General features: G+C 53.4%; 16 protein-coding genes. 7 read left to right on the forward strand and 9 right to left on the reverse strand.

All coding sequences use genetic code 11. The features are described from left to right. Window positions 1–31: 31 nt before the first annotated feature. Window positions 32–517 (reverse strand): hypothetical protein, encoded by a 486-nt coding sequence (locus H7F31_RS00800; RefSeq protein ID WP_187102590.1) that lies wholly within the window; start codon window positions 515–517, stop codon window positions 32–34. Window positions 518–732: 215 nt separating this feature from the next. On the opposite strand from H7F31_RS00800, the gene H7F31_RS00805 reads away from it, so the two are divergent. From H7F31_RS00805 to H7F31_RS00815, 3 genes are all read left to right on the forward strand, one after another. Then, a complete protein-coding gene (locus tag H7F31_RS00805) occupies window positions 733–1,125 on the forward strand; it encodes a helix-turn-helix domain-containing protein (protein ID WP_181376941.1) in 393 nt (130 codons plus the stop codon). 73 nt (window positions 1,126–1,198) lie between these two features. Beyond that, a complete protein-coding gene (locus tag H7F31_RS00810; protein WP_187102591.1) occupies window positions 1,199–1,840 on the forward strand; it encodes an ImmA/IrrE family metallo-endopeptidase in 642 nt (213 codons plus the stop codon). A gap of 189 nt (window positions 1,841–2,029) precedes the next feature. Beyond that, on the forward strand, window positions 2,030–2,428 hold the full coding sequence (locus H7F31_RS00815; protein ID WP_187102592.1) for a hypothetical protein: 399 nt from the start codon (window positions 2,030–2,032) through the stop codon (window positions 2,426–2,428). Window positions 2,429–3,507: 1,079 nt separating this feature from the next. Here H7F31_RS00815 and H7F31_RS00820 read toward each other — a convergent pair. Beyond that, a complete protein-coding gene (locus tag H7F31_RS00820) occupies window positions 3,508–4,476 on the reverse strand; it encodes a LacI family DNA-binding transcriptional regulator (protein WP_187105150.1) in 969 nt (322 codons plus the stop codon). A gap of 507 nt (window positions 4,477–4,983) precedes the next feature. On the opposite strand from H7F31_RS00820, the gene H7F31_RS00825 reads away from it, so the two are divergent. From H7F31_RS00825 to H7F31_RS00835, 3 genes are all read left to right on the forward strand, one after another. Further along, on the forward strand, window positions 4,984–5,928 hold the full coding sequence (locus tag H7F31_RS00825; RefSeq protein WP_214626672.1) for an ABC transporter permease: 945 nt from the start codon (window positions 4,984–4,986) through the stop codon (window positions 5,926–5,928). Between the two features lie 17 nt (window positions 5,929–5,945). Beyond that, window positions 5,946–6,842, forward strand: coding sequence for a carbohydrate ABC transporter permease (locus H7F31_RS00830; RefSeq protein ID WP_087571656.1), 897 nt, complete (start codon window positions 5,946–5,948; stop codon window positions 6,840–6,842). An 87-nt stretch (window positions 6,843–6,929) separates the two neighbouring features. Beyond that, the gene (locus tag H7F31_RS00835; RefSeq protein WP_187102593.1) at window positions 6,930–8,516 is read left to right on the forward strand and encodes a DUF3502 domain-containing protein; all 1,587 of its coding nucleotides are present in this window, start codon (window positions 6,930–6,932) and stop codon (window positions 8,514–8,516) included. Window positions 8,517–9,577: 1,061 nt separating this feature from the next. On the opposite strand, the gene H7F31_RS00840 is transcribed toward H7F31_RS00835, so the two are convergent. The 7 genes from H7F31_RS00840 to H7F31_RS00870 all read right to left on the reverse strand — a co-directional run bounded on the left by H7F31_RS00840 (window position 9,578) and on the right by H7F31_RS00870 (window position 20,932). Beyond that, window positions 9,578–10,549: a LacI family DNA-binding transcriptional regulator gene (locus tag H7F31_RS00840; protein ID WP_187102594.1), complete on the reverse strand. Its 972-nt coding sequence runs from the start codon at window positions 10,547–10,549 to the stop codon at window positions 9,578–9,580. A 106-nt stretch (window positions 10,550–10,655) separates the two neighbouring features. Next, window positions 10,656–14,054 (reverse strand): GH36-type glycosyl hydrolase domain-containing protein, encoded by a 3,399-nt coding sequence (locus H7F31_RS00845; protein WP_187102595.1) that lies wholly within the window; start codon window positions 14,052–14,054, stop codon window positions 10,656–10,658. 17 nt (window positions 14,055–14,071) lie between these two features. Beyond that, a complete protein-coding gene (locus tag H7F31_RS00850; RefSeq protein ID WP_187102596.1) occupies window positions 14,072–16,237 on the reverse strand; it encodes a glycoside hydrolase family 3 N-terminal domain-containing protein in 2,166 nt (721 codons plus the stop codon). Between the two features lie 69 nt (window positions 16,238–16,306). Further along, window positions 16,307–17,713 carry a sulfatase family protein gene (locus tag H7F31_RS00855; protein WP_187102597.1) on the reverse strand — a complete coding sequence of 469 codons (1,407 nt, stop codon included), beginning with the start codon at window positions 17,711–17,713 and terminating at the stop codon, window positions 16,307–16,309. Between the two features lie 36 nt (window positions 17,714–17,749). Further along, window positions 17,750–18,610: a carbohydrate ABC transporter permease gene (locus H7F31_RS00860; protein ID WP_087571397.1), complete on the reverse strand. Its 861-nt coding sequence runs from the start codon at window positions 18,608–18,610 to the stop codon at window positions 17,750–17,752. Between the two features lie 15 nt (window positions 18,611–18,625). Continuing rightward, window positions 18,626–19,516 (reverse strand): carbohydrate ABC transporter permease, encoded by an 891-nt coding sequence (locus tag H7F31_RS00865; protein ID WP_087571396.1) that lies wholly within the window; start codon window positions 19,514–19,516, stop codon window positions 18,626–18,628. A 147-nt stretch (window positions 19,517–19,663) separates the two neighbouring features. Further along, window positions 19,664–20,932 carry a sugar ABC transporter substrate-binding protein gene (locus H7F31_RS00870; protein WP_187102598.1) on the reverse strand — a complete coding sequence of 423 codons (1,269 nt, stop codon included), beginning with the start codon at window positions 20,930–20,932 and terminating at the stop codon, window positions 19,664–19,666. A 486-nt stretch (window positions 20,933–21,418) separates the two neighbouring features. On the opposite strand from H7F31_RS00870, the gene H7F31_RS00875 reads away from it, so the two are divergent. Further along, window positions 21,419–22,432 (forward strand): GNAT family N-acetyltransferase, encoded by a 1,014-nt coding sequence (locus H7F31_RS00875; protein WP_187102599.1) that lies wholly within the window; start codon window positions 21,419–21,421, stop codon window positions 22,430–22,432. Window positions 22,433–22,857 lie beyond the last annotated feature (425 nt).

The following is a 22,857-nucleotide window of genomic DNA, read 5'->3' on the forward strand; positions in this document are numbered from 1 at the left end:
TGCTGTCGACTTTTGCCGCAGCCCAGCGAGTTCAAGCCTTTCCTTCCCACGCCAGCAGCCCCCAAAGCTTCAATGTACTCGCAACGGAAGAAACGCCGTCGTTTAAGCGTCGGTCCAGCGTTGAGCTTTTTTCGCCGCGTCTCATATAGTAGAGCGTCTCCGAATACGAGTGTCCCTTTAAATAACGAAGCGTGACCGCCTGCCGGGCCTCATCGTCCCGAATCATCCCAACCGCCCGCTCGATCGCTCCGCTGACCAACTCGCATTCCTCCGCCGCCAGCTTCTGATTATGCGCGACCTGGACGGCGTTGGCCGTCCGATTGCCGTACAAATCCTCGCCGTCCAGTCTGCGCGTCCTTTCGCTCTCATATAGCGTCGTTTTAATCAATTCTTCATGCTCCTTGTAATCCTCCACGACCCTCTTTAGTTCAATATAATTGCGAAGCAAACGCTGCGCCTGCTTCTTCTCATCCGTTGTAGGCTTGGCCAAATAAGTCATCGCGGTTTTTCCGTTCATGTAGGTCCCCCCTTAAAGTAAAAAGCAATATAGACTTGAACATCAAAAGTACAAGAATCTTGTACTTATAGATTTATGGTACGAACAAATGATCGCTTAGTCAATCCAAAAGTACAAGAATCTTGTTTTTTATTGCTTTTTCAGCTGTATCATGTACAATATACTTGTACTTTGCCTCCGCAAGATTTTTGTCATCCTAAGAAGGAGAGATCCCCTTGTTCAGAGCCGATCGGTTAACGGAACGCAGAAAGCTTCATAAACTAACGCAAGAGCAGCTCGCGCGACAAATTGACCTGACCAAGGCCGCGATCAGCAATTACGAGCAGGGCCGAAGCGTTCCGCCTCTAGAAACATTATCTTCGCTGGTGGACGCGCTGCAGACAAATGCCGATTATTTGCTGGGACTTACGGATGACCCCGAAGCGAAGACTCCCATCCAGTCCTCCCAGGAGGAGGGTTTGGCTCCTGTCTATCTCGCCTTTCTCGGCGGACCGCCGGAGGAAATGGACGAGGAGGAAGCGGAACACCTGAAGCGCGAGCTCGAGATGTTTCGCGCATTCAAGGAGAAGCGCCGCAAGGAAGGGCAACCTTACAACAACCAAGACTAGCATCAGAACCCCATGCGGGTTTTATTTTTGGCCATACATACGAACATACATTCTTATAAGTAGGAGGAGCATTATGGAAGAGCTGGATTTCGAGCTGTATCGCCCGACCGATTTGGAGCTTTGGATCGGATCTGTCTATGAGAAGAACGGCATTCATTACCCGGGGGATCTGGATGATCTGGATCATATCGCCACGCTGTTCGGGGCCCATCTCGCCTACACGCAGGGGAGTACCAAGGTAATCTTCGACGAAGAAGGGTTTTTCATGATTTTCCTGAATATTCACTTGGATCAAGCCGAGCAGAGACTCGCGTTTTTTCACGAGCTTGCTCATCCGGCTCTTCATTCTGGGGATCAGCGCCAATTGCCGCCGGCTTTTGTCGATCTGCAAGAATCGCAAGCGGCGCACTTCCAGCTTTATAGCGCAATACCCTACCACATCCTGAAAGAGCTAGAGCATCTCAGGCACCAGCCCCACTTTCCCCGGTTGATCGCAGGCGCGTTCGGCGTGCCGCTCTCCTTCGCGGAGACTCGGCTTGAACGAATGGCGGCACGCATGCGTCAGGAACGCTCTGACCGCAATCTGCGCGCTAAACTGGCTTCGCTCTCGGCGAAAGTATGCGGCTATGATCAACCCGAAGCGGCAGAACGGCTTCTTGCACAGCTCGCCAGACAAACCGCGCGGAAGAAGCAGCTGAAGAATACAGCGAGGTAAGTTCTTGTACGATATGGAGGAGACGATAGAGGGAGGGAAGTTGTGCGAATTTGGATGTGGAATATAAGAGAGAAGTCTTGTGAATAGGGATGTGACGATTTGGGAGGGAAGCCTTGTGAATAGGGATAGACGATATTACAGGGATGTCTGGTGAATACGGACGAGACGGAATAGGGAGGAGCCTCTGGAATGGACAATGGTAAATTGCATGTATTATATGAGAGAGACGGGGACGCCGGGCATCAATTGCCTGTTTGGGTCATGCTTACGGAGATGAGAGGAACGGACTGGGGGCAGACCTTATATATTCGGTTGGATGCGCCGTTCGAAGCTTATCCCTCCGACGAGCTGGATGCGGACGCACTGGCCGTCGCCGTTCCGGATCACGTTTACGTGCGGCATAAGGATGATCCTAACGTGATCGGCATTCATATGCCTTCTTTAAGAACCTATGTAGAAAGATATACAACCATGGCGGAATATCCCGTTCACTATACGGAAATGGACCGACTGCTGCTGCGCATAGCCGATATAGAGGATATTCTGCAATACGATGTTCGGGTGCTGCTGCCGTGGAACGAAGTTTGACCGCCGAGGTGTGACCGAACACCGCGTGCCGCGATGCGCGCGGTGCGGAGAGATGATCATCCGCAGAGGGATCGCCCTAGTTGGGCTTGTCCGGAAGTAGGGCATCGGCTGAGCTTTTGAAAGCAAAGGGAAAAACTCCATCTAATTCGTTGGATTGTGATTGCGAAGAAAAAACAGAAGGATTAGCTCCCTCTATTTCTCCTCAAAAGGCTGTGGAAGCCAGGCTGAAGGCAAATCAGAGGGCAGTAATCCCTTTATTTTTGCATTTCCGCTGATTTGGAGTGAAATAAAGGGAGTTTTTCCCGCAATTGAGTCAGGGCGAAATGTACGACCAGCTCGTCCCTAAGAGCGTCACTCTACACACTTACACAAACTTCTTGACGGAACCCTCGTCCGCGCGCATTTTACTAACCACCTCGCCGATCCCCTTCCTGCTAACGACACATGAAATACAGAGCACGAGACATCCCAGGCACTGACTCAACATTTATCCACTCTAACGAACTGAGATGACATCACTTCGGGGGTATCGTCGATTTTTGAATTCTAACGGACGGCGCAGACGTTCTATACGTGCTGCACCACTCCAAGTAACCAAATTTGCCCAATAAGGTTTCCCACGAGACTGCGATTCATTGTGTGCAAAGCTGTAAATGGAACTATATTTGATCATCGGCCAACCTGCAAACGGAAATGAGAGCTCTTATTTTGATCGATTGGCGTGATATTAAAATCTAACGGAACCCTGCGACTTTATTCGCGAGAAATCTAGGCAAAACGCGGACTTTTGCCCATCATAAGGGCTGTCAGTTCCATTAGAATCGCGAATTGCTGCTTTTTACCGATATAACGCCTTTCATTTCCGTTAAAGCAGCTCCAGTCGGTTTCTTACCGGACAGTTGCCCGCTGTTTCACCTATGCGCAGTTAATCGAAAGTCTCCCCACGCCCGCTAGATCCTACATTCCCCGATTTTCTCTCACATAGCGCCGACCTTTTCCGTTAGATCAGCATCTTGTCCATTAAAGCCGCGTCACGCCATTTACGACATTGGTCCGTTAGGGCCTGGACTCACCGTTAATTAAACCTGCCCCACCGACTCGCCTTCCACCAGCGAGACGTAGATGCGCTCGTGCTCCGCGCCGCTGCCTTCGATCAACCGGATGAGCTGCTCCGCAGCGACGGAGCCCCAGCGACGCTCGGAGTAGTCGATCGACGTCAGACGGGGCTGCAAAAAGTCGGCAATATCGATATGGTCGAAGCCCACCACATGAACATGCTCCCCTATGTGGTACGGCGTATCCTTTAATCCATGGTACATGCCGATCGCCATCTCGTCGTTCAGGCAGAAGACGCCGACCGGTCCGTCGTATTCGGACGCGATCCGCTTTGCCGCGGCAGTGCCGCTCGCTTTGTCAAAATTGCCAGGAAGCTCGCAGTAATCCAACTCCGGATCGCCGCGCTCCACGGTCTGGCGCGCGGCCGCGAGGCGCTGTTCCGAATCAAACGAGCCCTCGGGCCCCGTCAACGCGTATAGCTTCTTGTGCCCCTGGCGGATCAAATATTCCATCGCGAACGTCGCTCCGGCCTTATTGTCGAGCAAAACCTGTATGATGTTATCGTGGCTTAGCTCACGGTCGAGCACAACGAGCTTGTGTCCGCGGTTCGCATGCAGTATCAATTCCTCATCGGAGAATCGTCTGTCGAGGACGATCGCGCCGTCGAGCATGCCCTCCGGCAGCATGCGATGCGACTGCGTGCCGCTGCAGATGACAAGGTCATACCCGCGTTTGTTCAGTTCCTCCTTCATGCCCTGCAGCAGCTCGCCGTAAAAAGCTCCCTCAAAGGTCGTAAGAAACGCGCCGATGATGCGGGTTTCACGTTTCTTGAGCGTACGCGCAGCCGCGTTCGGCACATAATTTAATTCTTTGGCGACAGCCAATATTTTTTTGCTTGTTTCTTCCGTTACTTTCGAATTTCCGTTTAATGCATAGGATACGGTGGAAATCGAAACGCCTGCGTGTTTGGCAATATCTTTGATGCTTACCACAACATTCCCCATCCCCTTTCTCTTGTTGTCGTTAAACATTATTGCGAAACGTTTCAATTCCTTACTCTCCAACTTAAAAACCGTATTTTTCCGCAAAAGATATACGGTTGTTCGCTTCCCCAATCCAAGTTAAACGTTTCAATTCAATTATATTTCTTATTGTAAACGCATTCAACGTGGTCTTGTCAACAAAAAATTAGGGTTTACAATCAAAAAGAGTGATGATATATTCTAGGAGAAGCGTTTTCATTCCAATGAAAGCGATTACTCAAAATGAATCCATTGCTCATACTCTGTTTCAATCTTTTTTTTACCCAAAATATAAACGTTTCGATGATTTGCTGTAAAAACGTGCTCCACCCCATTCTGCCATGCTTCGTAAAGGAGGTCAGAACGTATTGTCAGCCTTTTTATGAAAGGGTCTCCAACAGTAACCTCATCCTTATTGAAAACGTTGCCAATCGGTCGGCCGAACTGTTTCTATCCATGATCAAGGAGTTGGTATACATGCGCGTCCTAACCAGTCTAAAGCTTCAATGCGGCAATATCGCGCGCGAAGTCATGAAGAATAAAATTCTTTTCCTCATGCTTCTGCCCGTTATTCTGTACTTCATCATCTTTCATTATCTGGTTATGCCGGGCGCTTACGTCGCCTTCGTTGACTTCAATATTAGCAAAGGGATTTTCGGAAGCCGATTTCTCGGGCTGGATAACTTCAAGTTTCTGATTCAGACCGGCGATCTTTGGAACATCACGAAAAACACGCTCCTCTACAATTTCGTTTTCCTGGCGCTCGGCAACGTCATTCAGGTCGTGTTCGCGATCATGCTCACCGAGGTAGCCGGGAAATGGTTCAAAAAAATTTCCCAATCGATCATTCTGCTGCCGCACTTCATCTCGATGGTTATCGTCGGCGTGTTTGCCTACAACATGCTGAACTTCAACTCCGGCTTTATCAATACGCTGCTTGTTCAGGCGGGACTTGAGCGTTACGAATTTTATTCGGATCCGGGAATCTGGAAGTACATCATCGTCGCCTTTAAAATCTGGAGCATGACCGGCTACGGCATGATCGTCTACCTGGCCGCCATAACCGGCATCAATAACGATCTGTACGAAGCCGCGTACATGGACGGAGCGAGCAACTGGCAACGCATCCGCTACATGACGCTTCCAATGCTCAAGCCGACGTTTATCCTGCTGCTGCTCTTCGGGCTCGGCGGCATCATGAAAGGCTCGTTCGACCTGTTCTACAACCTGATCGGCAACAACTCGGTGCTGTATCCGCAGACCGATATTATCGATACTTTCGTATTCCGCAGCTTGGTCGGCCAATTCAACTTCTCGATGGGTGCGGCGGTCGGCTTCTATCAATCGGCGTTCGGCCTGCTCCTGGTTCTTTTCGTCAACTACATCGTGCGGAAGGTCGAGCCGGACAGCGCATTATTCTAACAAGGGAGGCGAAATTCATGACTTCAGCCAAAATCAAGCAGGACCGCGGCACCCTCGCGATCAAGGCGATCAGCTACTTCAGCATTACCGCATTCGCCTTGGCTTGCCTCTTCCCGTTCGTTCTGATGATTTCTTCTTCGTTCATGAACGAACGCGAAATTCTTCAGGAAGGCTACAAGCTGTTCCCGAAAGAGATTTCGTTCAAGGCCTACGATATGATGCTCAACAATTCCACGGCGTTGACCAAAGCCTACGGCGTCACCATCTTCATCACGGTCGTCGGCACGCTGTTCGGACTGTTCATGATGTCGATGGCGGGCTTCGTGCTCAACCGGAAGGACTTCAAATACCGGAACTTCTTCTCGTTCATGATTTATTTCACGACGTTGTTCGGCGGCGGACTGATCCCGACCTATATTCTGATGGTCAAATACCTGGACCTCAAGGACAGCCTGTACGCGATGATTTTGCCCGGCATCGTCGGAGCATGGTCGATCTTTCTAATGCGGAACTTTATGAAGGCTATACCCGATTCGCTCTACGAATCGGCTACGATAGACGGCGCGGGCGACTTCCGAATCTATTGGCAGGTGTTCCTGCCGCTCGCCGTCCCGTCGCTGGCTACCGTCGGCTTGTTCACGGCGCTGGGCTTTTGGAACGAATGGTATAACGGCATGTTGTACATTCAGTCGCCCGATAAGTTCCCGCTTCAATACTTCCTGCAGCGAATGATTAACCAGACGAACATCCAGGCGCTCATTAACCAAGGCGCCGTCATCGACACGGCGGATCTGCCTTCGCAGTCCATCAAGATGGCGACGGCCGTGCTCGCCACAGGCCCGATCATTCTGCTTTATCCGTTCTTGCAGAGGTACTTCATCACCGGTCTGACGATCGGCGCGGTAAAAGGGTAAGATCATTTTCGTTAATAGACGGCCCACAGGACCGTTTATTATATAGCTTCATGATATGGGTTCCATTACGAAGGGGAGGTTTTTAGAATGAAAGGGAAAAAGTTATTAGGTGTGGCTCTTGCGGCCACGATGTCGATGAGCTTGCTTAGCGCTTGTTCTTCCAACAACGGGAATGAACCGACGAATACCGGATCCAATAACGGGAAGACGCCGACCCAAACGGAAGGTACGGGATCGAGCGGGGTGGACACCTCCAAGGAAGCGAAGCTCGTTTATTATCTGTGGGGCGGGGAAGGAGTCGCCAACAAGGATATTTTGGCCGAAATCAACAAAAAGCTGAAGGCGGACATTAACGCGACCATCGAAGTGAAATACATCGACTGGGGCGATATCGCGACGAAATATCCGCTGCTCTTCGCATCCGGCGAGAAGTTCGACATGTCCCACGCATCCCCGGGCGCCCAAGTTTCCTACTATACGCTCGCGTCGCAGGACGCGCTGGTCGATATCACGGACATGCTGGACAAAGTCGCGCCGAAGCTGAAAGCCGCGATTTCGGAAACCGCGTGGAAAGGCACCATGGTTGACGGCCGCATCTACGGCGTGCCTTCCATGTACAGCGAATATACGCCTTCCGGTTACGCATACCGTTCCGACCTGCTCAAGAAATACGGCATGGAGAAAATCGCTTCCATCGAAGACATGGAGAAATACATGGACAACGTCTTGGCGAACGAATCGTATGCGCCGATCAACGGCAACGCGGCGGATGCACAGAACATGTTCCGCATGCTGGTCGACACGACGGGCATGTGGCTGAACGCGCCGGGCATTTCGTTCTCCGAGCTTAACCTTGTGACGGAAAGCCCGGAAAGCTTTAAGAAAGTGTTCCACCCGGCCTTTACGCCGGAATTCGAGGCATGGGCGGTCAAAATGCGCGAGTGGTCCGATAAAGGCTACTGGCCGAAGGACATTTTGTCCTCGCAGGTCGGCGCGAACACGAACTTCCAGGCGGCCAACTCCGCGGGTTATCTGACGCACGCGCAGGACTGGATCGGCAAATACGGCGCCGACAAAAAGGCTCAGCCGGAAGCCGATCCTTACTTCTACACGTTCGGGGAAGCTAACGGCAAGATCAAGAGAAAGATCGGCGTCGAAAACTCGACGGTCATCAGCACGAACTCCGGCAATCCGGAGCGCGCCCTCATGGCTATCGAGAAGTTCATGACCGACCCGAGCTACTACAACCTGATCCAATACGGCATCGAAGGCCGTCAATACGAGATCGTCGACGGCGTGAAAAAGACGCCGGCGAGCTTCAACCAAGAGAAAGACGGCGGCGGCTTCGCGGCTTGGTCGTTGCGTACCGACGAGTACAACCTGCCGATGGATTCCGAGAACCCTGTCCGCAAATCGCTCTACGAAGAGTGGGATAAAGTGGCCATCAACGATCCGTACGTCGGCTTCAGCTTCGATCCGTCCAAGGTTACGACGGAGCTGGCGGCGATCTCGAACGTCAACATGCAGCTCGGCATGCAGCTGATGCTCGGCAAAACGAGCAAGGATCCCAAAACTGCCGTTGAAGAATACAGAGCAGACCTCAAGAAAGCCGGCATCGACAAGGTTATCGCCGAAGTCGAGGCTCAACTGGCGAACTTCGAGCCTATTCAATAAAACTCGTACAAGGCGAAACGGCTACGCCGTCCTTTGGCGGCGGGGCTCGTTTCGTTCCGAGAAATTTTTCGAGCCCCACGTCAAGTCGGATTTTTTCAAGAAAAGGACCTCATCCCACAGTGGAATTCGAGTTCCTTTTGCGTGTGAATCGGAACGTTTCCCTATCATTTGAACACTTTTGGGACAGTCCCCCTTGCGTTCGAGTGTCGCCAAATAGCATGAACAAAGCGAGCTTGTCGCATACGTATGGAGTATCCCTGCATGCGTGTATCAGTAACCCTCTAGCCCTCTATACATGAATCTATACATGAAAATGAATATGCAATCTTGTCTGAGTCGACGGGATATCGTTCAAAGGGATTCGTTTGCACATGGCAAGGCCCAAACATCGGATTCTCTGCACATTTGTGCATTTCTCCCCAATTTCCGAAACATATGGGGCCCTTGTACAGCGATTTGTACGAAAATACACAAATTCTCGCTTCACATCGTCGTTCGGGCCCCCTCTGAACAAATATTTATGTATATATGTACAAATATACGAAGGAACGGCTCTTACCTTACCATCATTGTGTATTTTCGCTCAATTATTGCGTAAACAGCACAAACTAATCTGCATCCGAGAGCGCCATAACCAAGCCGACACGATAGCAAACTTATATTCCCCCTTAATTCAAAAAAGGGGCTGTCAAAGTGACAGCCCCTTACTGCGTTATCGCATCAACAACAAACTAACGGAACTGAAAGGCGTTATTTCATCAAAAAACGCCATTTCGCCATTCTAACGGAACTGACAGCTCTTAAGAGGGGCACAAGTCCGCGGTTTGCCTGGATTTCTCACGAATAACGTCGCCCCGTTCCGTTAGATTCTACTAACACGCCAAATGATCAAAATAAGGCTTCTCAGTTCCTTTACAGGTTGTCGATGATCGATCGATTATAGCTTCATTTCCAGCTTTGCATCAATGAATCGATAGCCTCTTTTCTCGGGCTATCCCATCCCAAGTCGCCCCGCGCGACTCCAAGGGGCTGTCCCATAAGGTGACAGCCCCTTCTCTCGTTTATTCAATGCGCCCAACCGACTCGCCTTCGATCAGAGATACGTAGACGCGCTCATGCTCCGCGCCCTCGCATGCGATCAGCTTAATAAGCTGCTCTGCGGCAAGCGCGCCCCAGCGACGCTCCGAATAATCGACCGTGGCCAAACGCGGCTGCAAATAATCGGAGATCTCGATATGATCGAAGCCCACCACATGCAGATGTTCGCCGATCCGGTACGGCGTATCCTTTAACGCTTGATACACGCCGATTGCCATCTCGTCATTTTGACAAAATACGGCGGCCGGACCGTCGTATTCGGCAAGAATGCGTCTCGCGGCCGACACGCCGCTCGCTTTGTCGAAGTTGCCTGGAATTTCGTTGTACGTCAGTCCCGGTCCACCCCGCTCCACCGCTTGACGCACGGCTGCCAGCCGCTGATCGGAGTCGAAGGAGCCCTCCGGCCCCGTCACGACGTACAGCTTTTTATGCCCTTGCCGGATCAGATACTCGATTGCAAACGTCGCGCCCGCCTTGTTGTCGAGCAGCACCTGCACGATGTTCTCATGGCTCAGCTCACGGTCCAGCACAACCAGCTTATGGCCTCTCCCCGCATGAAGCAGCAGCTCTTCGTCCGAGAACAGTCTGTCCAAAATAATGGCGCCGTCCAGCATGCCTTCCGGCAGCATCCGGTGGGATTGCGTTCCGCTGCAGATGACGAGGTCGTAATCCCGCTTATTCAATTCTTCCTTCATGCCTTGCAGGAGCTCTCCGTAGAAAGCCCCTTCGAGGGTCGTCAGGTAGGCTCCGATAATTTTGGTCTCCCGCTTCTTGAGCGTTCGCGCTGCCGCATTAGGCACATAATTTAATTGTTTGGCCACGGCCAGAATTTTTTTGCTTGTTTCTTCCGTGACTTTGGGATTTCCATTTAACGCGTACGATACGGTCGAGATGGATACCCCCGCGTGCTTGGCAATGTCTTTTATACTTACCACAACTATCGCCCCTATTCCTTACTGCCCGCTTTCTTATCTCAGTCGATTATATAGTAAAAAGAGCAGCGATGGGAATACTACCCCATCGCCATCGCTCAACCTTCACTTATGCCATTGTAATGACGACTTCGTTCGAGCCCTCGGCGAACATGCCTTCCAGCGTCTCGCGAGCGATCCGCACGCCGCCCGGGCGATAGCGGTTCGTCACCGTGGCAGTATCGACTGCCGCTCCGTTTACCGTCACGCCGCGCACCGTGCCGCCGGCGATCTCGTAGCGGAACGTGACATTATGCCCCGCCCACCGGAACGCGAACCGAAGTCCGTCCAGCTCCGCAGGCATCACGGGATCGAGCACAAGGTCGCCGCCTTCCTGGCGGATGCCAAGCGCGTTCGAGATGAGCTGATTCATGTAGATGCCGGGACCGCTGGAGTAGATCCGCCAGCCGCCTTTTACCTGCACTTCGCCGGTACACAGCTTGCCAAAGCCTTCGCGCGCCTCGTAGCGATCCGCGAACTTGCCGTCGGAGCTGCTGAAGTACGAGTTGCTTTGGCGCCAGTCGGCGTTAGGCACAACGTCTCGGATGCCGACCGGATTTATGCTCGCAAGCGACGTCCACACTTCGTCCGTCTTGCCCAGCTTCGCCATCGCCTCGATATAACGAATATGCGCGTGGACGTATTGCAAGCCGATCTCGCGGCCAAAGTTCGCCGCTTGCTCCGCGCGCTTGAAGCGCGTGCTGACGCCGCCCGCATAATCGGCCGGACGGTTCATCAAACGTACGCCGTCCGGGCAATACAACTCCTGCTTGATCAGTCGATAATGCGACTCCGCCTGTTGTGCATCAAACAGCTCGCCGATCATGCTGCGCGTCATCGGCAGCAAACGGTATTCGATGCCCGTCTTGCTATCGCCCGGATGCAGCATCAGATCGATGCGGCCCGGTTCTTCCATATAGGCAAAGCCGGAAGTGACGCCATCCTTGACCAGGAAGCGGTTAAAGTCGGCCTTGATGCCTTCTGCCAGTTTCTTCAGCTCCGCCGACAGCCCGTCCAGCTCCTCGCTTTGACCGGCCAACGCGGCCGACAGCTGCGAGAACGTCTGGAAGGTCAGCGACACGGTCCAACTGCTGATCATAAACTGCTTTAGCTTGGCGTTAGCAGGCTGCAGGGTATCATCCCAGTCGCCATCGCCGTACGAGGACAACCGAGTGCCGTGAAGGAAGTGATCCTTGATGTAGCCAAGTTCCTTGCGAGCATGGTCCAGAATCGTATACGTCTCCTCCGTCTGCTCGCCATCATGGGTCGTATATGGCACGCGTTCTTCCAGAATCGTATAATCCTCGGTCACTCTCAGGTAGTCGCCCAGCACTTTGAGCGGCCATACGATGATGTCGCCGTGGCTCTCTTCCTGCTGTATCCGGTAATAGCGGTCGAACATGAACCATTGCGGCCAGTTGCCATCCTTCTTGTACTGATGCGAGTAGACCGTCTTTAAAATATCTTTCACTTGTTCGTGTTTGCCCATCGCCATAAAATATTCCGTCGGTCCCTGGCACACATCCCGCGTCCCCCATGCGGCACCGCTGTATTGCTCCAGGCCGTGCGGCACGGAATAATGAACGAGCATGTTGTGGGTGTACCACCAGGCCAACGCGTTGAACTTCTCCAGCTTCCGTGCCTTCTCCGCCGAGTCGTGCGACAAGCCGAAGCCGTTCATGACGGAGGAGAGGAACGAACGGTATTGTTCGATATCCGCTTCGACCGGAAGGTCGTTCGCGCCAACCGTTGCACCAGTCGCAACAAACTGCTCATCCGTCTTGTCCAGCCTGCCCTCAATCGTTAGCCGCCACTTGGCGGACGGAGCGAGCTCCAGCACGACCAGCGACGCCGAACCTGCCTGCGCTTCGGCGACGAATGCCCGCTCGTCCAACACCTTCATCTCCGCGCCGCGCAGACCGAGACGGAATTGCAGCTCCGGATAGACGCCCGAGCTTGGCGATTCCGCATGGGCGCGAAATACCAGCCCGCCCTCTTCTGCCTCCATCCGATATGGCAACTCGTATTCCTTGTCGTTCATCGTCATCTGATTCGACACGAGGAACCGGTACGATTTGCCCTTCCGGGAGACGACTTCAAGCGCCAGTTCGGGAGCATCGGCCTTCGTCCACGCGGTAATGACAAGAGTGTCCCCGCCTGTTTTGTAATACCAGCGCGCATAGTTGAAGCCGATCTCGTATAGGGAAGGCATCGTCAACAGGCGGAATTGCCCGTCGGTCTCCACGTAGATCCGCTGCCCGGACGTCTTCAGCACGTTCAGTGCGTTCCGAGCGTTCGTCATCAGCTTGTTGAACGACGTATTGCCGATCGTGATCTGCGAGTGGAAAATGCCGTACATATAATTGGTCGAGGACAATACGTTGTCGTTTATCCGGGCATTGTCGCCGCTCATCAAAATATGGCCATGCGGACGCTCCATTCGCAGCTCCTTGGCCTTCAGCACCACATGCTCGTACGTCGGGGTAAAGAAGGACAGCAGCTCGTCGCCATCGCGCTCTTCTTGCAATCGCACAGGGTACAACGTTTCGATCTCTTCAGGGGTTACATTCTCGGCACGCAGCGGATTTCCGATTCGATCACTCCACGAGACGCGTTCGCCAACCGGGCCAGTCTCGTCGTTTTTCCCCAGTGCCTGAGCGCCTTCCCATGCTGCAAGAATGTCCTCCGTATAAGCCAGCTCGCTTATTGCTTCCGGATGGTTCGGCTTCAGCAGGCCATAAAACACGAACGATGCCTCTTGACCGGCGGTTAACCGCACCGTCTGAGATTGCAGCGCCGTATAAGCGAATTCGTATTGATAGACCTTATCGTCCAGACGATCGCGACCGAGTGCTTCCGGCACGTCTGTTTCCTTGTAGGATAGTCCGAAGAACTGGAAGCCGTCGGTCGAATACGATACCGCTCCGGTGAGCGATCCTTGCTGCAAATATGGGAATCCGGTCGACATCGGCTGATTCTGTCTCGAGCAGACCGCGTATCCTTTCTCCTCCGTCTGAAAAACGGTATGGCCCAAGTATTGGGACATGTACGCTTCGTTCGTGCGCACCGCGCCTTTGTCGGCGAGGCCCACATCCTGGCCGTACACCAGATCCGCTTCCAATCCGTCGCCGCTAAGCCGGACATCCCAGAACCAGATCAGTCCCGGCATCAGCGTAAACGTCACCCGATAGGCTATGCCCAGCGTCTCCCCGTTCCAGACAACCCGGCGGCCTGCAGCCGCCACGTTGCTGTTCGACCTTACGCCAAGCAGCGGCGCAAACAGGTAATTGCCCTCTTTGCGCACGCGCACATACAAATTGTTCATGGATCCGTCCAACGGATTCGACATGACTTGATTGATCATCAGATCTTTGTAGCCGATCTCGCGCAGGTCTCCGCTGCTCAGAAATGTAAACGTCAAGCCGTCCGCTTGCACGGCAATTGTTTTCTCTTGCTGTTGAATACTCATCTCCGGGCTCCTTCCCACTATCTCAATTCGAACGCAAGCTCCCGTACGTCTCGGCTGTTCGGGCCGACCATGGCCAGAAATCGGCCGGGATCGCTGCTATACTGCAAGTCGGAATGATGATACCTGAGCATCTCTTCCGTTATTTGGAATGCGACCGTCTTCGTTTCGCCCGCTTCGAGCTTAACCTTCTCGAACCCCTTAAGCTCGCGCAACGGCCGGACGGTCTCGCCGGCCATGTCGCGGACGTACAGCTGCACCGTCTCTTCCGCTGCGAAATCTCCCGAGTTCGTCACCGCAACGGTCAGCGTCAGCTTGCCGTCCGCGCTCAGCGTGCCGGAAGACAACGAGGCTTCGCCATACCGGATGTCCGTATAGCCAAGTCCGTAACCGAACGGCAGCAACGGCTCGTTCGGAACGTCCAGATACTGCGATACGTAGCGTACGCGCTCGCCGTTCGGATCCTGCGGACGGCCCGTATTAAATGCGTTGTAATAAACCGGAATCTGTCCCGCCGAATGCGGGAAACTCATCGTTAATCGGCCCGAAGGAGCCGCGATGCCATACAACAGTTCAGCCACCGCAGCGCCGCCGTTCGTGCCGGGGTACCATGCCTCCAGCACGGCATCCGTCTCGGTCAGAACGCCTCGCAAATCCAGCGGGCGGCCGTTAAACAGCACGGCGACCGTTGGCTTGCCCAGCGCACGAACCTGCCGAACCAGCTCAAGCTGGCTTCCCGGCAGCGTAAGCTCCGAACGGCAGCCCGCTTCCCCGCTCATTTCCGAATCCTCGCCGAGCGCAAGCACGACGACGTCCGCCGAACGCGCTGCATCCAGCATGGCTGCGAGCTCTTCGTCCGACAAGCGCTCCGCACCGCCGCAGCCGACGGCCGTAACGGCTGAGGATCCGGCAACGACTCGCATGCCGTCTGCAAGCGTAACGACTTCTTCGCGCTTGCCCATGCACGACCAAGGACCGAGCAGGTCATCGCTGTTCGCGAACGGCCCGATTAACGCCACCTTCGCCCCTTTGGCAAGCGGCAGCGTTTTTCCCTCGTTCTGAAGCAGTACGCATGACTTAAGCGCCGCTTCATGCGCGGCAGCGCGATGTTCCGCGCTTAATAGCACTTCGCGTTCAACAGCAGAATCCGCATAACGATGCGGATTCTCGAACAGTCCCAGCTTGCGCTTCAGCTTTAGAATGCGCATAACCGCTTCGTCCAGCAGGCGAATGTCCACGTCTCCGCCCTCGACCAGCTCTTGCAGGTGATGCGGATAACATGGCGACATCATCTCGATATCAACGCCCGCTTCGATCGCCTTGCGCGCGCATTCCTTCTCGTCTTCCGCGACGCCGTGCGGAATCATCTCCTTAACGGCGCCCCAATCGGAGATCAACACGCCGTCAAAGCCCCATTCGCCGCGAAGCAGGTCGCGCATCAGCTTGCGGTTGGCCGTCGCAGGGATGCCGTCCACCGTATTAAACGCCGTCATGACCATCTCGCAGCCTTCTTCGAGCGCGGCCCGGTAGGACGGCATGTAATACTCGCGGCGCATCCATTCCGACATATCGACGGTGTTGTAGTCCCTTCCGCCCTCTGCAGCGCCATATGCCGCAAAATGTTTTATGCACGCGGCAATTTTATACGGCTCCTTGGACACGTCCTTGCCCTGATAGCCGCGCACGAAGGCGCGGGCGAACTGGCTGTTGAGCCACGGATCCTCGCCCGTAGATTCCATCACCCGTCCCCAGCGCGGATCGCGGGTCAGATCTGCCATCGGAGAGAATGTGACGTGAATGCCCGCCACGGCCGACTCTTTCGCCGCAATCGCGGCCGAACGTTCCGCCAGCTCAAGATCCCACGAACAGCCAAGCGCCAGAGGCACCGGGAAGATCGTGCGATAGCCATGGATAACGTCCGCCATCGTTAGCAGCGGGATGTTTAGCCGGTTATGCTTCAGGTGGGCTTCCTGAATCGCGATCGCTTCTTCGGCGCCGCCGAGCCCCAGCACGGATCCGGTCTGGCGAACCGTCTCTTCGGTAATGCCCATCCCTTCGAGCGGTCCCGTAATTTGGCCGGCGCTGTTCGCCCCTTCGTAGAAAGCGGGCGCGAGCTGTAGCAGTTGATTAACCTCCTCCTCCAGCGTCATCTCGTCCAGCAATCGTTGCAATTCGTAATCGTTCACTGCGTCATTCCTCCAAGCTTCCACTGAAATTCCGATGTTCGCCGAAGCCGAAAAGGATTCCGACGTCTTCTAGTGGATATATTCGTCCTGCACCTCGTCCATCAGACGCTCCAATTGCTTTGTAAGCGCGGCAATCCGGTCTGCATAATCAGGGTTGTCGTATATATTGTTTAACTCGTACGGATCCTGCTCCAGGTCGAAGCATTCCCATTCCGGCGGCCGGTTTTCGTCCCGCGAGTCCGTCGTGCCTAACGCCTGCGCGTAATAGTAGATAAGCTTGTAGCGATGAGTGCGGATGCCGTAATGCGAATAAACCTCATGAATGCCGTCCAGATGCATCCAATAGCGATAAACCATCGCAGTTCTCCAGTCCCCCGGCCTCTCGCCGTTTAACAGCGGCCGAATGCTGCCGCCCTGCATCCGCTCATGAACCGGCAACCCGGCATACTCCAGAAACGTAGGCGCAAAATCCGTGTTCAAAATCATATCCTCACACACGCCGCCCGGCTTGATTTCTTTCGGGTACCGAATCAGGAACGGCATGCGCAGCGATTCCTCGTACATGAACCTTTTGTCGAACCAGCCATGGTCGCCCAGGAAGAAACCTTGATCCGACGTATAGATGACAATCGTATCCTCGGCCAGTCCTTTCTCGTCAAGGTAGTCCAGCATCCTCCCGACGTTATCGTCGATGGAAGCGATACAGCGCAAATAATCCTTGATATAGCGTTGATACTTCCACTTCCGAGCTTCCTCCGGCGACAAGCCTTCGGGAGGCGGTCCCTTTGTATCGAGCTCGTTCAGGTCATCGATGCGCATCTTCGCCTGGACGGCAGCCTGCGAGCGGGTCGCATAATCGTCATTAAACGTCTCCGGCTCGGGAATATCGATATCCTCGTACAGATGCTTGTGTTTCTCGTCCGGTTCCCAATGGCGATGCGGTGCCTTGTGATGGCACATCAACATAAACGGGCGTTCCGGATCCCGATTATCGATCCACTCCAAAGACTTGTCCGTGACGACATCCGTAACGTATCCATTAAACGTCTTCCTTGTCCCCATCTCGTAGAAATCGGGATTACGGTACTCGCCCTGGTCCGGCAACACACTCCAATAATCGAAGCCGGTCGGATCGTGATATCCCCCATGACCCAGATGCCACTTGCCGATGATGGCCGTTTGATAACCGTCCGCTTGAAGCAGCTTGGGAAAGGTAACCTGCCTGCCGTCGAGATCGTCGCCAAGCGTCTTTACGCCGTTGATGTGATTGTAAGTACCCGTCAAAATCGTTGCGCGGCTCGGGGCACAGATCGAATTGGTGCAAAAGCAGTTATCGAAGCGCATCCCCTCGTCCGCCAACCGATCCAGATTCGGCGTCGCGTTAATCCGGCTGCCGTAAGCGCCGATCGCATGCGAAGCGTGGTCGTCCGACATGATAAACAAAATGTTCGGGCGCCTGCGTAAAGCTGAACTCATCCTCGCACCTTCCTTTTCCCATGAAAAATACGTAGCTTATTTCAATCCGGAAATCGTGAAGTTTTCAATAATGTGTTTCTGGAAGTAAGTGAACAACACGATGACCGGCGCCACCATAAACGTAGCTCCCGCCATCTGCAGACCAAAGTTCGCAGCGTATTGTCCCTTCAGCAAGGATAGTCCGACGGACAACGTATACAGGCTCTCGTCGTTCGCGATAATGAGGGGCCAAAGGAAGCTGTTCCAGCCCGCGATGAACGTCAGAATAGCCTGTACCGCCAGAATCGGCTTCGAGATCGGCAAGGCGATCTGCAAGAAGATGCGGTATTCGCTTGCGCCGTCCAGGCGCGTAGCCTCCAGCAGCTCCGTCGGAATGGTCGACATAAACTGTCGGAACAAGAAGATCGCGAACGCTCCTACGAGACCCGGCAGGACAATGCCCGTCATCGTGTTCGTCAGGCCCAACGAGTTCAGAATGAGATAAACCGGGATCATTGTTACCTGGCTCGGGATCATCATCGTGGCGAGCACCAGAACAAACAATCCGTTGCGGCCTTTAAAATCGTATTTGGCGAAGCCGAAACCGGCCAGCGCGTTAAGCATCAGACCTCCGAACGAGAACAGGACGATGATCAGCGTGTTTTTAAGATATACGCCAAAATTCATATTCTCGAACAGGTAGCTGAAATTGTAAGTCGTAAACGTTGCCGGCCAAAAGGTTGGCGGAATCTGTACGATCTCGCTCTCCGGCTTAAAGGAGGACAAAACCATCCAGAAGAACGGCAGAAGGAAAAATATGCCGCCAATGGTCAGCAAGATGCCGGATATCCACTGGAACGTTAAATTGCCTTCGCGATCCCGCGCCCCTCCTTTTTTCCCTGCGACAGTTGTACGCATGATGTTATCCCCCCTTTAAGTCATGTCCGACTCGTTCTTTTGCAGCCTGAGCTGAACGAGCGTCACGGCGATAATGCAGACAAACAGCACGAAGGAACCGGCGGCTGCATAGCCGAAGTTGTTGAATTTAAAGCCGTTTTGGTAGATAAAGAGCGCTACGGACAACGTGCCGTCGAGCGGACCGCCTTCCGTCATGACGAACGGCTCTTCGAAAAATTGCAGCCAACCTATCATCGTCGTGATCGACACGAAGAAGATCGCGAAGCGCAGCATCGGAATCGTAATGCTCGTCACTTGCTGCCAAGTGTTCGCTCCATCGAGCTGGGCGGCTTCGTAATACGTTTTCGGAATGCCTTGAAGCGCCGCGATGAAGATAATCATATTGAGACCGATCGCCTTCCAGATCGCAAGCAAGATCAGGGACAGCTTGGCAATTGTCGGTTCCGTCAGCCAAGGAACATCCGGCAGACCAACCGAATTCAACAGGTAGTTAAACAGGCCAAGCGCCGGATTATAAAGATAACTCCAGACAACCGCAACGGCAACGATATTGGTTACGGAAGGGAGGTAATAGACGACCCTAAAGGCTTTGAAGATTCGGGACGTGCCCAGATTGATCAGCAAAGCGATGGTTAAGGAGAACAGGATAACGAGCGGTACCCCGATTGCGACGTAGAAGAGCGTGTTGAGTATAGCCTTCAGGAAGACGGGATCCTTTAGCACTTCGACATAATTTTCGAAGCCAATAAACGAAACCCTGTCCCAATTCGCGAGTCCCCTTAAATCCATGTCCGTAAAGCTGATCACAAGCGCGACCACAATCGGTACGATGGAGAACAGCGTAAGTAGCAGCAAAGTCGGCGCAATAAAAAAATATGGCGCCTGCCTATTCATAAACCCTTTCATCACCTTGAACCTCACATCCTTCCTCATGCCGCAAACGGCATATATAGAAAGCGGGCCGGCCTATGCAGCCGGCCCGCTTCGGTCGCTTGTATGGCGACCGTCGCCCGCTTTAGCTGCGGTTGCCATACATGACAAGCTGGTGGATCGTTATTTCATCAATTTAATCGCGTCGTTGTTGAAGCTTTCCAGTTCTTTTTTCACGTCCGCGTTATTGCGGTAAATCACTTCGAAGTGTTTTACGTAGCTTTCGCTGATTTGCGCCCATTCGGTAATAACAGGCATCGGTTGGGCTGCGTTCAGCTGCTCGCCGATCACTTTATAGTTCTCGTCGTTCTTCAGCTTGTCGTCTTCCCAAGCAGCAGTAGCCGCCGGCAGGGAGCTAGTTGTCTCCATCCATTGAAGCTGCGTCTCCGGCTTGCTCATAAATGCGATGAACTTGGCTGCGGCATCTTTGTTCTTCGAGTATTCGAAGATCGACAGGTTGGAACCGCCAAGCAGCGAGATGTTGTTCTCTTTCTTCGGAAGAACCGCCATTGCCCATTTGCCGTCGATTTCCGGAGCTTGATCCTGAATCAGCTTGATCATCCAAGGACCGCTGATGAACATCGGCAGAATGCCTTCTTTGAAGGCAGGGATGATGTCGAGGCCCAGATCCTTCGGCGCGGAGCCGTTTTGGTAGAAGCTATTGATGTACTCTACCGCTTCGACGAATTTGGGGTCGCTGAAGTTAGGCTGGCCGTCCGCCGTGAACCATTCCGCGCCGTTCTGGCGGGAGAACATGAAGCCAAGCGATTGCTCCTTCGGATCGATGCTGATGCCGTACTTGCCGTCGCCGCGGGCCGCCAGCTTCTGCGCCGCGTCGGACAGCTCCTCCCAAGTTTTCGGAGCGGCTTCATAACCGACTTCCTTCAGCAGATCCGTGCGGTAGTATAATACGCGCGTTTCGACGTACCACGGGGAGCTGACATATTTGTCGCCCGCTTTGCCGGCCGCTACGGCGCCTTCGTAAAAGTTGTCCGGATTCAGCTCCGGATATTTTTCGACGTATGGCGTCAGATCCGCAAGCGCCTCCGCGTCGGCGAATTCCGGAATCCAGGACGTGCCCATCTGGATGACGTCAGGACCTTTTTTCGAAGCGATTGCCGTCAAGAGCTTCTCATGGCCTTGATTCCATGGCAGCGCCTGTACGTTGATCGTAATGTTCGGGTTTTCTTTCGTAAATTGCTCCGCCAGCTTAGGCAATGTTTTGGCCTCTTCGCCCATGCCCCATACGCTAAGCGTTACTTTTTCGTTTTCCTTGCCGCCGCCGTTGCCTGCTCCCGTATTGCCTTCCGTGTTGTTGCCGTTCGCCCCGCAGCCGGCGAGCAATCCCGCGCCTAGAGCAACCGTCGTAATCATCGCAAATGTCTTTTTCATCCTGCAAACCCCTCTCGAAATGTCATTTGATCATGTTCACTACCTGTTCTTACCCCGTTCCCTCGTATTCCAACCATTTGGACGATTTCATACTTATATTTGAAGCACGCGCCCTTGCATGGTTAGAATGCCCTTAGAAGCAGAGCTTCATTCCAATAAAGCTGTGGCCTCCAACTGATGCAACCTATTAGAGAAACGTTTCGATAACGACCAAAAATCATGCTGCGATTGTTTCTTCTTGTCAGATGATCGCAATCGAAACGTTTCGATATTGATTATAATGCAAGTTGAAATCGTATTCAAGTGAGGTTTTTAACTTTATCGAAACGTTTTTATTTCCATCTGCCGTATCTCTTGCCACGCTTGCTTACATTTTGTTTTCAGTATTATTTATTTCAAGCTAATGTTTCCCTATCCATGGACCTTTCGCGTAAGCGATACTTCAAATATATAAACTTGAGGATAAGAAAGGTCGGTGTTAAGTACATGAAACAACCTTTCACGCTGCGTGCCCTTCGATTGCCGGAGGACTACGCTCCGCTCGCCGAGCTCCTGAACGAATATTGGTCGGAGCCAACTACCGCCGGGCGTTTGGAGGAGGACGACAAAAAGCTGTACGAAGTCGGACATACCTGGATGGATGACAGCGGATTGCTTGGAGGTTATGACCGCACAAGACGCGTAGCCGTCTCCCTGGACGGAGATATCGTCGGATATGTATGGGCATGGCGGGCTCCGTGGACAGAGCCGGGGTATCTGTGCAACACATTGATTGTCGGCAAAGCTTATCGGGGGCAGGGAATTGGCGAAGCGCTGCTGCGCCACGCCTTCCACTGGGGAGAAGAACTTGGCGCAGCCTCCCTCATTACGGAGGTATGGGACGATCACCCGGAAGCTTTGCAATTCGCCGTTCGTCGGGGATTCGTCGTGGAACGCCACGCGTATCAGTCCGTGCTGCAGCTTGCCGACGTATCCCCGGAGTGGTCGGATCGCAATCCCGCAGCCATCCTGGCAAAAAGCGGACTAAGACTGTTGACTCTCGCGGATGAGCCAGGCGAGGAGAGCGAGCGCAAGCTTTACGAGCTATCCGCCTCGACAATGCGGGACATCCCCAGCTTCCTTGGCGACGTGCCTGACTTCGATCAGTGGAAGAAATGGTATCTGGAGGTGGACGGCTTTCGGCCTGGGCTGGTGCTGATTGCCGCCGCCGGCGACCGGTTCGTCGGCATGACGAACGTCCTCCATATTGAGGCGACCGGGGGATTGTATCATGAGTATACAGGAGTCGACCGCGAATACCGCGGCATAGGAGTTGCTCTCGCGTTAAAACTGGAGGCGATCCGCAAAGGCTTGCATTTGGGGGCGAGCTACATCCGGACGGACAACGATTCTATGAACGCGCCGATTCTGGCCATCAACCGGAAACTCGGTTACGAACCTCTGCGCGGCATGTACCGAATCGTAGCATCGATGGAGAAGGTAAAGGAGGCTCTCGCTTAGTCAGAAGGTTAAAGTCCCGGACATAGAGAGGCGGTCGATTCATTGTGGACGGCAGCGCAGTTAAGTAAAGGCTGATCTTACGGACACCACAGTCGCTATTTCGCAAAAATGGGGCCTGTTCAAATCGTAACGGACACAGACGACCTTACTTCCGTCAAAATCGCATAGAATAGGCGGAAATGCACCACATAGCGTCATCTGATTCCGTTAGATTTTCAATATCGCGAAAATGCTGCAAATAGAGGCTCTGAGGTCCGTTAGCGTAAGCAGAACGTTTCTGTTCAGTTACTCACATTGAATCGACAGCCTCATACACGACATTATGGGCATCATCATCGCTCAAATTGGCACCATTACGACCAAATAGTGTTTTTCTGAGGACGTCGATTCATTGTGTGTAAAACTGGAAAAAAGAAGCTGCAATC

Source organism: Paenibacillus sp. PAMC21692 (assembly GCF_014303795.1).
GTDB lineage: Bacteria > Bacillota > Bacilli > Paenibacillales > Paenibacillaceae > Pristimantibacillus > Pristimantibacillus agaridevorans.